The sequence below is a fragment of the Photobacterium sp. DNB22_13_2 genome (assembly GCF_052873915.1).
The window spans coordinates 220,776-234,441 of the sequence record NZ_JBNNXU010000007.1; the positions used below are offsets into that span (position 1 = coordinate 220,776).

At 43.9% G+C, this 13,666-nt stretch carries 9 protein-coding genes and 1 pseudogene; 6 read left to right on the forward strand and 4 right to left on the reverse strand.

Annotated features, from left to right (window positions below; genetic code table 11):
- The first annotated feature begins 95 nt into the window (after positions 1 to 95).
- Both ACVA58_RS13090 and ACVA58_RS13095 read left to right on the forward strand, forming a co-directional pair.
- The gene (locus tag ACVA58_RS13090) at positions 96 to 2,786 is read left to right on the forward strand and encodes a hypothetical protein (protein ID WP_446510878.1); all 2,691 of its coding nucleotides are present in this window, start codon (positions 96 to 98) and stop codon (positions 2,784 to 2,786) included.
- 39 nt (positions 2,787 to 2,825) lie between these two features.
- Positions 2,826 to 3,692 carry a hypothetical protein gene (locus ACVA58_RS13095; protein ID WP_446510879.1) on the forward strand — a complete coding sequence of 289 codons (867 nt, stop codon included), beginning with the start codon at positions 2,826 to 2,828 and terminating at the stop codon, positions 3,690 to 3,692.
- Positions 3,693 to 3,756: 64 nt separating this feature from the next.
- On the opposite strand, the gene ACVA58_RS13100 is transcribed toward ACVA58_RS13095, so the two are convergent.
- Positions 3,757 to 4,479, reverse strand: a complete 723-nt coding sequence (locus tag ACVA58_RS13100; RefSeq protein ID WP_446510880.1) for a GntR family transcriptional regulator — start codon at positions 4,477 to 4,479, stop codon at positions 3,757 to 3,759.
- A 338-nt stretch (positions 4,480 to 4,817) separates the two neighbouring features.
- Here ACVA58_RS13100 and mngA point away from each other — a divergent pair, with 338 nt between their 5' ends.
- The 3 genes from mngA (at position 4,818) to manA (ending at position 10,852) form a co-directional block, all read left to right on the forward strand.
- Complete coding sequence (mngA, locus tag ACVA58_RS13105; protein ID WP_446510881.1) at positions 4,818 to 6,758, forward strand: PTS 2-O-a-mannosyl-D-glycerate transporter subunit IIABC; 1,941 nt, start codon at positions 4,818 to 4,820, stop codon at positions 6,756 to 6,758.
- 131 nt (positions 6,759 to 6,889) lie between these two features.
- On the forward strand, positions 6,890 to 9,532 hold the full coding sequence (gene mngB, locus ACVA58_RS13110; protein WP_446510882.1) for a mannosylglycerate hydrolase: 2,643 nt from the start codon (positions 6,890 to 6,892) through the stop codon (positions 9,530 to 9,532).
- A 132-nt stretch (positions 9,533 to 9,664) separates the two neighbouring features.
- On the forward strand, positions 9,665 to 10,852 hold the full coding sequence (manA, locus tag ACVA58_RS13115; protein WP_446510883.1) for a mannose-6-phosphate isomerase, class I: 1,188 nt from the start codon (positions 9,665 to 9,667) through the stop codon (positions 10,850 to 10,852).
- Positions 10,853 to 10,918: 66 nt separating this feature from the next.
- Here manA and ACVA58_RS13120 read toward each other — a convergent pair whose 3' ends face one another.
- Positions 10,919 to 11,395, reverse strand: coding sequence for a pilus assembly FimT family protein (locus ACVA58_RS13120; protein WP_446510884.1), 477 nt, complete (start codon positions 11,393 to 11,395; stop codon positions 10,919 to 10,921).
- A gap of 312 nt (positions 11,396 to 11,707) precedes the next feature.
- Here ACVA58_RS13120 and ACVA58_RS13125 point away from each other — a divergent pair, with 312 nt between their 5' ends.
- Positions 11,708 to 11,917, forward strand: coding sequence for a hypothetical protein (locus ACVA58_RS13125; protein WP_446510885.1), 210 nt, complete (start codon positions 11,708 to 11,710; stop codon positions 11,915 to 11,917).
- A 111-nt stretch (positions 11,918 to 12,028) separates the two neighbouring features.
- Here ACVA58_RS13125 and ACVA58_RS13130 read toward each other — a convergent pair.
- A pseudogene (locus ACVA58_RS13130) lies at positions 12,029 to 12,706 on the reverse strand (hypothetical protein); the annotation flags it as partial.
- Positions 12,707 to 12,708: 2 nt separating this feature from the next.
- Positions 12,709 to 13,665 carry an IS1595 family transposase gene (locus ACVA58_RS13135; protein WP_446510886.1) on the reverse strand — a complete coding sequence of 319 codons (957 nt, stop codon included), beginning with the start codon at positions 13,663 to 13,665 and terminating at the stop codon, positions 12,709 to 12,711.
- Between the last annotated feature and the right edge of the window lies 1 nt (position 13,666).

The following is a 13,666-nucleotide window of genomic DNA, read 5'->3' on the forward strand; positions in this document are numbered from 1 at the left end:
GACGAACAGGGAGGTACTTATTAGTTTTTTTATTACTGCTATTTTTGGCTTCTTATAGCAGTTTCATAAGAGCTTCATTATCCAATTGCGAAGACATGGCATTTGAAATGCCATTGCCACTATTATATTTTCAACGCGAACTTGGTAACGTTTTAGCGAAAACGGATGGTCACCAAGTCTGTTCAATTAACAAAAATAACTTATTATATTTCATATCCCCGCTTCTTAATGACGATGCGCTTAAATGGACGAACTCATATGAACAACAATACATATCATTGGATGAGCTTAAACAGCAAGGTATAGCTGTTGAATTTATGTCATCGGCATTTTCATTATCCGTTCATATTGACGATGGTAAGGATCGTGTACACTATTTAAATAGTGATGTTGGTTTTGTCGGGCTTCCACCAACACCCAGTGAATCGTTTTCTGCTATTTCAAGTTTCAGCGTCGAGTATGATTACAGTGATGCATCCGACTCATCAGATAGTGCTGTATTACAGTGGCTAGGTGGCTTTAACTGGGGGGGACATCAGGGTGTGAATTTGATGACAAATGCATCTTTTGGCTATTTAAACGATGATAACAGTGAGGGCAATGAATGGCAGAGCCTAAGAGGCCCAGTGGTTCTGTATCATGATCGCTATCAGCAACCTGCCAGATACTCGCTCGGTGACGTATCAAGCCCATCTGCTGGTCATCTGCCTAATTATGAATTAGGTGGTTTTTCTATTTATCGGAGTTTCTATGATCTTCAGCCTGATCGAAATATTCAAAACACTGGAAATCAGTTTTTCCAGCTTAGTGAAAGCGCTGAAGTAGAGTTTTACGTTAATGGGATATATGTAACTCGCTATAGGCTTGAACCAGGTAGATATAATGTTGATAACTTGCCATTATCGTCAGGAAATAATGATGTTAGGCTAGAAATAAATTACTTATCAGGTCGGACTGAAACACTTTACTTTTCCCGTTATTACAATGCAACCTTGCTCAAGGCTGGTTTAAGTGATTTTGGATTTTCTGTCGGTTCCATATCTGACTATGATGATCGGGATATTACCTATTCCGATGATTATGTGATATCTGGCTATTATGATTATGGACTATCAGACGAGCTTACCGCTGGATTCAATGGTCTACTCTCAGATGATGGTGGCATTTTAGGTGTGTCTGCTGTTACTGGCAACTTCTTGGGTAACCTATCTCTTAGGTTAACCTATGGCCACTATCGCGAGAATGAGTATCGTAACGGTTATATTGGTTCAATTGACTATGAACAATCTATATTTGGGAGTGGAATTAGCAGCGCGGGAAATTTACGAATAGGTTATGAATATCAAAATAATTTTTCATCAACACCTTGGCTAAGTGATGGCCAACGAGATGGTTATACTACCTATATTGATTATACCGCTTACCCTCTCGATGTTGTTGATTTTTCAATTGGTGCTCGTGTAAGTAACTATGAAGATTCAGAACTAAATGAAACTTATTATGCTTTGGCTAATTACTTTTTTGGTGCTAACCAAAATACATTTAGGGTTGGGCTACGTGGTGAATATAATTCTGAATCACTCTCTGGTCGCGATGAATATACTGTGAACCTAAGTCTGAGTTGGGACTGGTCTTCAGATAACCAGCGTTATTATTCATCATTAAACTATGACACGGATGATAACAGAGTTTCAGCTGATTTCTCCCGAGCCAGTGATTATGGCATCGATGGGCTGGGTTACCGCCTCTCTGCGGAGCGCCATGATGATTATGATCGCCAAAGTGGTAACATTAATTATGTGGCGAATCGGTGGCGTGGTAATGCAAATGTATCAAGATATGGCGCTAAGTCTTCTGATGATGAATTAGCAGCGTCAATTTATTTGTCGACAACTGTTGGTTATGCCGGTGGGCGGTTTGGTGTGGGTAGTGGACCAGTAGGCCCATTCTCTATTGTATCGACACATCAATCTTTGGATGGGTTGGATGTAGAGGTCAATGGATTTGAAGGTTATAGCCCTAATGCGATTGCTACCCATCAGTTACCTGCTGTTGTTGGGCTTAATCGTGCCTTTACCAATAATCAAGTTAATGTCGATATTCCAGGTGCTCCCCCTGGGTTAGATTATGGTAATCCTTGGTATTCTATTGTGCCAGGTAGCTTGACGGGGCATGCGATCCATATTGGTTCCGATGCGGTTTACACCGTTATTGGTCGTTTGCAGGATTCGTCATCCGCTGCTGTTGCATTGAAAAGTTTTAATATTGTCGGTGAAAATGGCCGGTATTCGACATTTACTAATCGCAATGGCCGCTTTGTGGTGGAAGGTATGCAGCCTGGTAATTACATTATCCATCAAAATACCGATCCTTCAATCCGTGCTTCTTTTATTCTTGAGGAAGCAGATGATCCACTTGTTTACTTAGACCCAATCACTTTATCTGCTCCTGGAGTGAAGCAATTTGAAGTGGTTGAAGAGAGCTCTGATGAGAAGGACGATAAAACGAATGAAGAAACGTCATCCGTAGGAAGAATTATACTTGTTCGCCCTGGTGATTCTATTTGGCGATACACCTACGCTGAAGTAAGGCGGGCTAAGCAGAATAATGGGTTTGATTTTTCAACTGTTGAAAAGCACCGTTTAACACTCTCTTTGAGCGACTATGTTGTGAGCGTAAATGAGCTAACTGACGGTAATATTATCCATCCAGGCCAAGAGATTTTTGTACCGAATATGGACAGTTTTATCATTGATTATGATAAGGCTATGAGCATGTCATTATAACAATGGGTTTTCAATATAAAGACAATATGAGGAAAGGATATGAAGAAATGGTATTGGTTAATATTTATATGTCTGCCGTTGTTTTCACATGCTAATGACGATTGTACAGGGAGTTGGATGGTTAGATTTATTGATGAAGAATCATCCATTAGACCAAACTTCGGTGAGTCAACATGGATAAAAGCGTATATTGAGCTAGGGTCGTCACTTCGCCAGTGTGCTAACGGTGTTGTCATTTCAACAAAATCTGAACCTCAGTTTTGGCTTAAAGGGCCTCAGGGACGAGTTGCCCTTCAATTTTTTGATAAGCATATTACACCATTAGCATTAGTTGATAGCCAAAGCGTTAGACTTAATTTAGAACAAGCGAAGTTAACTTATTTTTGGTTGAAAATTCCGCAGGGTTCATTTCTTTCGGCTGGGCACTATCATACGAGTGTTGATGTTAGCCTTATTTCTAATACGCAACATAGACCAGTATCAACTCAAACTAAAAATATCAATTACTATGTTAAGCCGTTTGCCAGCCTTAAGATCGACAGTTCTCGTTATTCATGGATGAAGAGTATGGGCTCTTATCATCAAGTTATGCTAGGGCGATTAAAGTCTGGATTAACAAGACAATTTGATTTTCAAGTGCAGAGTAATGCGAATGTGGTGATGAAAGTTGAACCCGAAAATGGTGTATTGAAGCATGTTGATTCCCAAGGAACGATTCCATATTACTTATTAGTTAACCGTCAAAAGGTTAAGGCCTCTAAACATCCTGTCAGCTTTGAGTTAGGGCGAATGTCTGCTCGTACACCCAGTGTGATTCCGTTTGGTATAGAGGTTGGAAGTACCCGAAATGCCATAGCTGGTAAGTATAGAGAGGTTTTGAAAGTCTCAGTAATTGCTAGGCCTTGATTCACAAATCCGGAAGTAGCACTTATGAAGTGGGCATATTTGCCCACTTTGTTGATTAGTATGTTCAATAATGATGATTACGTTTAGCCACTAGAGTGAACTTGTAGTCTGACGACTTGAAGTAGTTACGGCTATATTCGAATACCGTACCATCAACCAAATATCCTTTGGTGATCTTTTCGATAATTGGTTGCTCGGCCGGGATGCTCAGCTGGTTCACTACCTCTTGTGGCGGCAGAACCGGAATGATTTCCTGCTCACTGCGGTCAATTACCATCTTTTTGGTGCCTTCGATAAACTCATACTTTGAGCCCTGCATCACTTCATACGTGAGGTCGGGGAATAGCGAAAGCGGCATCCAGGTTTCTTCAAGGGTTACAGGGCTATCGTCAATAAACCGGACTCGTTTGACGTAAAAGATCCTATCTTCTTCACTGATCTCCAGCGCTTCGGCGATAGCCGGAGCTGGCGTTGTAATTTCGAATGCGAGAATTTCACTGTGAGTTTTGACATCCAAGTGGCTCAGCTTTTCATAAAAGCTCGAGTACTCATACATGTCATAGTTGACCTTGTTCTCTTTCACATAGGTCCCACTTCCTTGAATGCTTTCCAACACATTTTGCTCTACGAGTAGTTTTAAGGCTTGGCGAACCGTTACTCGGCTCACTGAGAAGGCTTCTCGTAGTCGTGCTTCAGTCGGCAAGGCCTCACCCGGCTGGTATTCACCGGATTGGATCTTCTCCTTGATTGCGTCAGCTATCTGACGATACATAGGAAGGCGTGCCACATCATTCTCCTCTGGAAGGCAAGTTGCTTATCTATCAAGCTCTGAAACCAGTAACTTGAAGTCACTTAGGTGAATTACTTCTATAGTTGCTTCTATGGTTGCTTCTATGGTTGCTTCTATAGTGCTCTAGCGAGCTATGCCGGTATTTTACCTGTATTTACGGTTTCATTCAAAGTTGTCATATACAAGCTGAACTTAAAGTTAATACAACTTTAATACCTATTTGTAAGGTTGTGTGAATGCGATCACAGAACACATTGTCAGAATACGTATTATATTTGTATTAATACAACTAAGGGCGATACACGCCTACCTGGATGACGGTACAGAGGACGACGATGAAACTGACTACCCTTACCCATAAGTCGCTGATTTCAATCCAAACGACATTTGATAGTCGTGAAGCAGCGATTCATGCTCTGGCAGACAAACTGGAGCAGCAAGGCAAATTGCATGACAAGCAAGCTTACCTTGATGCGGTTTTTGCCCGTGAAGAGCAAGGCCCTACAGCGCTAGGCGAAGGCTTAGCAGTCCCACATGGCAAGACTGACGCGGTTAAAGAAGCTGGTTTTGCTGTTGCCACGCTAAAACAAGATCTTAAATGGAAAGGTATAGATGAAGACGAAGATGAAGATGTAAATCTTGTCTTTCTGATTGCCATTCCAAATGCAGAAGCCGGTTCAACCCACATGCACCTGTTGACTGAGTTAACCACAACGCTGGTTGATGATGACGTTCGTGAAGCGGTGCTTAATGCACAGACCCCTGAAGAGTTGATGATTCTACTCGACAGTAAAAATGATGCAGAAGAAGAACAAGACAACCTTAATACAAATGAACAGCGTCCAACTATCGTTTGTGTTACAGCTTGCCCTGCTGGTATCGCCCACACATACATGGCGGCGGAATACCTTGAGAAGGCCGGTAAGAAAATGGGCATCAATGTCCATGTTGAAAAGCAAGGTGCTAACGGTATTGAAGGCCGCTTGACGGCTGAGCAACTTAACAAAGCCGATGCCGTGGTATTTGCCGCTGAAGTGGCGATTAAAGAAATCGAGCGCTTCAACGGTATCCCACGTGTTGAAACTCCAGTAGCTGAGCCTATTCGCCATGCTGAGCGTATCTTGAATGATGCGATGGAAGAAGCAAAGAATGGCACAACCGAAGAGCGTGTGGCAGCAACGAGCGATAAACCGAAGAAACTTCCATTCAAGACCGAGCTTAAGCAAGCATTGCTAAGCGGTATTTCATTTGCAGTTCCTCTTATTGTTGCGGGTGGTACGGTTCTCGCGGTTGCGGTGTTGATTGCACAGATTTTTGATCTGCAAGAATTGTATGCGACCGAAAACTCATGGCTATACATGTACCGTAAACTGGGTGGTGGTCTACTTGGCACCTTGATGGTACCGGTACTGGCTGCATATACTGCCTACTCCCTTGCAGATAAACCCGCATTGGGCCCAGGTTTTGCAGCCGGTTTAGCCGCAAACATGATTGGCTCTGGTTTCCTTGGTGGTGTAGTCGGTGGCTTGATTGCCGGTTACTTCATGCGCTGGGTAAAAGAGAACATTCGTCTTAGCCCAGCCTTCAACGGCTTCCTTACCTTCTACCTTTACCCTGTGATAGGTACCTTAGTTGTCGGTAGTCTGATGTTGTTTGTTATCGGTAAGCCGGTAGCAATGCTGAACCAAGGTTTGACCGACTGGTTAAACGGCCTATCTGGCTCTAATGCGTTATTACTTGGTGCAATCATTGGTGTCTTCGTATCGTTCGACCTTGGTGGTCCAGTGAACAAAGCGGCTTATGCATTCTGCTTGGGTGCAATGGCTAACGGTGTCTACGGCCCATATGCCATTTTTGGCTCGGTGAAAATGGTATCAGCCTTCACGGTTACTGCTTCAACCATGATCGCCCCACGCCTGTTTAAAGACTTTGAAATTGAAACCGGTAAATCAACGTGGTTACTCGGCCTAGCGGGTATCACCGAAGGTGCCATTCCTATGGCGATTGAAGACCCAATCCGTGTTATTGGCTCCTTCCTTGCGGGCTCAATGGTAACAGGTGCCATCGTCGGTGCGGCAGGTATCGGTCTTTCGACTCCGGGTGCAGGTATTTTCTCAATGTTCTTACTTCACGACGCAGGTATCGGTAGCTTCATGGCTGCAGGTATCTGGTTGGGTGCAGCCTTGATTGGTGCCGCCATCTCAACAGCGATGCTAGTGAGCTGGAGGGCACATGCGACAAAAAAGGGCACATTCAAAGTGACCGCTGACGCTTAATTCTACTTGTTATAGCAAGAGCTAAGCACTACACGTCACAGCATTTTACGTCGGAATACGACGACACTCTAAATCATCGGGTGCAGGCTTTCTGCGCCCGACATTAAAGAAAAATTATCAGGTACATTATTATGGCTACTTCTCGCGTTCATATTACTCCTCACATGCACTGGGATCGTGAATGGTATTTCACTACAGAAGAGTCGCGGATTCTGTTAGTAAACAACATGGAAGAAATCCTGACTCGTCTTGAGTCAGATCCTGAATACACATTCTATGTACTTGATGGCCAAACAGCCGTTCTGGAAGACTACTTCGCTATCATGCCTGAAAACGAAGAGCGAGTACGCAAACAAGTACAAGCGGGCAAATTGATTATTGGTCCATGGTATTCACAGACCGATACCATGCAGGTTGCGGGTGAATCCATCGTTCGTAACATGATGTACGGCATACGTGATTGCATGAACTTCGGCGAAGCAATGAAAATTGGTTACCTGCCAGACTCCTTTTCAATGAGCTCTCAGCTGCCGATGATTTACAATGGCTTTGGCATTGATCGTGCGATGTTCTGGCGTGGTTGTTCTGAGCGTCACGGCACCAACAAAACTGAATTCGTCTGGCAAAGTAACGATGGCAGCGAAGTGACTGCGCAAGTACTGCCTTTGGGCTACGCCATCGGTAAATATCTGCCACAAGATGAGGAAGGGCTGCGCGCTCGCCTAGACAAATACTTCCCGGTGTTGGAAAAGCCATCTGTTACTAAAGATATCCTGCTGCCTAACGGTCATGACCAGATGCCGATTCAGGAAGATATTTTTGAAGTAATGGATAAGTTGCGCGAGATCTATCCTGAGCGCGAATTCAAGATGAGCCGATTTGAAGAAGTATTCGAGCGCATCGAAGAAGTTCGTGACCAACTCGATACCATCAAGGGCGAGTTCAATGACGGTAAATACATGCGTGTTCACCGTACGATTTCGTCTACCCGTATGGACATCAAGCTGATCCACGCGGAAGTAGAAAACAAGATTGTAAATATTCTAGAGCCATTGGCATCGATTGCGTGGACTCTGGGCTTTGATTACCACCATGGCCTGATTGAAAAAATGTGGAAAGAGAGCATGAAGAACCATGCCCACGACTCAATTGGCTGTTGTTGTTCCGATAAAGTACATGCCGAGATTTTGAACCGTTACATCCTTGCAGATGATATGGCGACGAATCTGATTAACTTCTACAAGCGTAAGATTGTTGACCACATGCCAACCCGTGAAGGCTGTGACAAGCTAGCGATGTTCAACCTGTCACCTTATGACCGTGAAGAAGTGATCAACACGACAATCACTATCCGTGCGAAAGAGTTCAAGATCTTTGACGAGCATGGCCATGAGATAGAGTACTTCATTCAAGAACAACGCGTGATTGACCCAGGTAAAATTGACCGCCAGATCGTTCACTACGGAAACTACGACCCGTTCGTAGAGTACGATATTCAAATTAAGTACATCGTACCGGCAATGGGCTTCACGACGCTGCATATTGAAGGTAATACCAAAGGCAAAGTGAAAGTTGCCGAGCAGAAAGATTACCTGATGGAAAATGAGTTCTACCGTATCAATGTAAATGATAACGGTACCTTGACTATCTTTGATAAAGAAACCGAGCAGACCTATGATCAAGTTCTTCGTCTAGAAGATGGCTCGGATGACGGCGACGAGTATGACTACTCACCATCACGTAAAGAATGGTTACTTTACTCTGATGAATTCAAAGTTGAAACAAACATCAAGCATGAAGGTTTCCAGTCGGTGGCTAGCATTAAACTGCGTATGGACGTGCCAGATAATCTTCAGTCGCGTGAAGATCGCACCAACCAAGATGGTTTTGTCGATGTCGATTGCCAAGTCGTGCTTAAAGCGGGTTCTCGTCGTATTGAAGTTCGCATGGAGTTGGATAACCAGGCAGATGATCACCGTGTACGTGTGTTGGTTCCGACGCCATTTGTGTCTGAAACTGTGGTTGCCGATAACCAATTTGGTTTGATTACCCGTCCGGTGAACGATCCAGAAATGGAAAACTGGGAAAAAGACGGTTGGAAAGAAGCGCCCGTACCTGTTTACCAGATGATGAACTTTGCAGCGCTAGAGAGCGGCAAAGCAGGTATGGCTATTATGAGTAACGGCCTACGTGAATTCGAAGTGATTTCTGCAAAAGGCAACGAAGAGAAAGATACATTTGCACTAACGTTACTTCGTGGTGTTGGCGTGCTGGGTAAAGAAGAGCTTCTACTTCGTCCGGGTCGTCCATCAGGCATTAAGATCCCAACCCCTGACTCGCAGGTTCGGGGCAAAATCGTCTGTAACTTTACCTTGAGTGGCTTTGCTGGAAATCATATTGAAGCCAATGTTATGGCAATGGCGCGTGACAATGTGACGCCAATCCAGTGCTACAACAAGATCCCATACAACGCGATGAAGTTAAATGTGGGCGAGCAAAACAAACCTTTGACTTTCTCTTTGCTTGAGAAAGGGATGAAAGGGGCAGTGCTTAGCGTATTGAAGAAAGCCGAAGATGAGAATGCACTCATTCTGCGTGTCTACAACCCGTCAGAAACAGACACTATTACCGATGGTATTCGTTTCAGCCGCCCTATTACTGAGTGGGTAGAAACCCGTATGGATGAAGTGGTGCTGGAAGAGCAGGGCACTGAAGCGAGTCAATTTGGCGAGCTGCGTCCTTGTCAGGCCAAGACGTTCCGTGTTCGCTTCTAAATAAAGTGCAACTAGCTGGCAGGGGGTGATGAGCCCTGCTTGCTCCTAAGACGTTAGTTCTTTTTCTACGTGAAATACTTCCAATTTGTCTGCCGGGCTTGCCCGGCAGCTTTTTATCCGGGTAACGATGATATGTATAAGCTAGGTAATGTAATTCAAAATTATGCGTGGGGCAGTAAAACGGCGATGACGGGGCTGTTTGGGATCATCAACCCAGATGACCAACCGCAAGCTGAACTCTGGATGGGTGCTCATCCAAATGGGTGTTCTCGAATTGTTTGCGATGGTGAAAGCCAACTACTTTCAGATGTGATTGAACAATCCCCTGAAACAGTTTTGGGTCGTTATACCCATGATAAATTTGGTGAATTGCCATACTTGGTTAAAGTATTATCCGCGGCCAAGCCGTTGTCGATTCAGGTTCACCCTAAAAAGTCGGCAGCAGAAGCAGGTTTCCACCGTGAAAACCTAGCTGGGATCCCATTAAATGCAGCTGAGCGAAACTACAAAGATCCTAACCACAAGCCAGAGATGGTTTACGCCCTGACCAACTACAAGGCGATGAACGGTTTCCGTATCATTAACGAAACGGTAGAACTGTTCGAGCAAGCTTGTTGTCAAACACTGGCAGAAGATGTGCAGGCGCTTAAAGCGAACCCTACACCACTCCAGCTGGCAGTATTCTTCCGTGAAGTGATTTCACTAACAGGTGAGAAGAAGAAAACAGCTATTGCCGAGCTGATGGAAAATATTGAATCAAAGGGACTTTCAACTGATGCCCAAATGGTGTTCGAACTGATCGCGGCTTTTGCCAAAGAGTACCCAAGCGATGTCGGTTTGTTTGCGCCATTAATGCTAAATGTCATTGAGTTAGAAGCTGGCGAAGCCATGTATCTTGATGCTGAAACGCCGCATGCTTACCTGGAAGGTACAGGTATTGAGGTAATGGCAAGTTCAGATAACGTGCTGCGGGCAGGTTTAACACCAAAGTTCATAGATGTTGAAGAGTTGCTGAAAAATACGCGCTTTGAGCCTATTCCAGCCCAGCATTTAAGGCTGAAGGGGCAGGTTAAAGGCCACAAAATTGGCTACAACGTACCGGTCGATGACTTTAAGGTTGAAGTGATTTCCTTGACCGAAAGCTCGCAGACTGAATTTGTCCGCAGTGCCGAAATCATTATGTGCCTGCAAGGTAAGCTAACGCTAGAAAGCGAAGGGCTGGTGATTAACTTGATTGCCGGTGAGTCAGCATTTATTCCTTACAGCAGCCGTCAATACAGTTACAAAGGGATGGGAAAAGCGGTTAGGACGTTTAATTGATTGACCACATCAGTGGAATAACAATGATAAGGGCCACCAATAAGGGTGGCTTTTATATATCGTTGATTAGCAGCCTTGATAGTGTTTAATCACAACGGGCTGAAATAGTTGGGAGGTAGCAGGGTCTATGGCTCGTTGGATATGAACGTAGCAGTGTTCTTTCTGTATTTGTTCTGGATATTTCGCTATTTCACCAAGGTAGAAATAGGCTTCCTTACCGTCACTGTAAAAAGTAAAGCTAACTCCGCTGATGTTCATTGCCTCATCAATACTCTCTTGTTTTAACAGCATATAGCCATTATTAACACTAATGTTAGTCCCCGGAAGTTTTACCGTTTCTTTACTATCCTCTAAACCGTTCATTATCGCTTTACTATGAACCAGCTCACTTGCAACCTCAAATGAAGCGCTAAAACCATCTAATGTGGCTATTCTCGCATCCGTTGTAAGCCCTAAAAAGCGTGGGGCGGCAGTGATAGCGAGTATACCTAGAAGAACAATTACGGCGACCATTTCAATTAAGGTAAAGCCTTTGTTATTCATCGTTTATGCTCTTGGTGTCAAATTATTGTCGTCACTATACAAGTAGAATGCTTGTTGTAAAACAATGTTTTTTATTCGCAAGTGAAAAAGTCAGAGGCTGCTGCTTAATTACGCTCTGTGGCATAAAGTTGTTCGATATATACCATATGCTTGGCTATTATTTGATTAAGTATTGGTCGTACATGCTGAAACATTGTTTTCTATGGGGGGGATAGCAACGCGTTAACTATTTAGCAGAACAATGCGTACATGTGTGGTCTCTGCTTTCATTGCCACCCACTGTTGGTGTCTTTAAACAACAAGAAAAATACTATGAAAGACATGATGCTAAGCCCTGAACAAGTCATCCAAGTGAGACAAGAGTTTCAAGCCAACGTCAAGGTGGAGGTAAATGAGCCGTTTCTGACTATTACACCCGATCAACTCGACTACCTCGCCGGTGTGGGCTTTTCGTTGGTGATAGGTATGCTGATTCTAGCGTTGTCTTTTGAGAGTATTCGAGCACTCACTCACAAGTCTTAATTTCAGATGGCAATACGATTACGTTGTCGAAATCTAATAAAACCAGCACACGGAAGTATGCTGGTTTTTGGTCTGTTGAGTACCTAATACACTATCGAAGGTGAGCGACAGTTACTGCGTTATCACGCTCGCTATGGCTTCGCCATTGGCTGGAACATCAACAATCGCATAGCTCAATTTAACGCCGTTGACCTTCTTCTTCTTGGCCTTCACAGCGGTACCATTAACCGTAATACTGTCATGTTTGCCGTAGAAGCGGGCTTCCCATTCTAGATCCTCTTCGGAGGTATTAGTCAGGTTTGTTTCAGTCAAGCCGTTGTGACGAATAGCCAGTTCATGGTCGCCCATAGGTAAGTACTCAACTTCCAACCACTCAACATCTTGTGGCAGGTGAGAGGCGGTCACAATACGGTTTTCAGGCGCATTCGGCTCTATACCCATCAGGCCTTCAATGGTATTCGAAACAAAGGTGAAGGAGATTTCAGGGTAATCACCATTGGTTCCTTGGGTTGGTCGCTCATGAGGAAGATCTTTCTTGTTGATGATGTAGTTCATCCATTTCCAGGCTTCTTCATTACGGTTGTAAGGGAAGTAGGTTTCCGGAATATAGGTATAAGCCTCAATGTTGTTCGGCGATTCAGGGGTTGAGCCAATGCCATCACCTAAGTTGGCTGAAATGAAATCGAGGTATTTATTGTTGCGTTTGCCAGGCTCGGTAATAAGCTTCATTGGCATGAACCAGCTGTTTTCTTTACCAAAGTCATTTAGGCGTAAACCATCTTTCTGAATGGCTATGTTCCCTTTAACTGTTGCTGAAGACTTAACATTATGTTTTCGTTAAGTTCTTCAGTAACGTCCATATACCTATGCCAACCAAGATAATGCGCTAGATACTTTGTTGCTACTCCATGGAAGCGTTTCATCCATTCCTTAGTTCGGCTGTGGTAAGCATTCACGTTTTGAACGTGAAACACTTGGTCAATAACTCTAATCCCAGCAGATATATTCAGTTGCTTATGAACTAAGTCGTTGTTTTTGCATAAGCTGATATAAGATTTATGACCATCGGTGCAGAGCACACTATCTTTTTCAAGCTTCCCTTTGAGTTCATTTACAAGCGTTTCTTCTTTCACGTCGGGTAATACCGATTCGAAAGTATGTTTCCCTCTATCTCTTACGGTTAACACAGGAACCCAATCTTCTTTAGAGCGGCCACGTTTAAGCGCTCGCATCCCTCGCTTTCTCGGTTTGCGCTTTAGCTTTTTTGAGCCTTTCTCTGAATATGGAAACAGTGTTTCATCTGCCTCAATTATCCCTTCAAGCTTTGATGCATTTAGTGTTGCTGGTAATTGAAGAAAGCGGTGCCGCCATCGAAATGACGTTTTCAAGTTGATATTGCACTCTCTAGCACAGACTCGAAGAACTTTACTGTCGAGCATACATTTCATGTAGTGAGCCCATTGTTCCTTGTACCTCAAACGAGCAAGTGGTGTTCCAGTTGTCGCTACAAACGTTTTTGAACAGTTCTTGCAACGGTAGCGCTGCATATCATTTACTTTCCCATGACGATTAATGAGTGAGCTATGGCAGTGAGGGCACTCAGGCGACTCAACAATACGCTGCTCAAGTTCATGGATTATTTGAGATGTTGGCTCAGTTCCTTTTAGGAGCTGTTCCAATAATGCTGACTGATTGTCAGTCAGTTGGGGAAGCAGTTTTACCAGCTTGCGGAAATCTGTTTGAAGCATA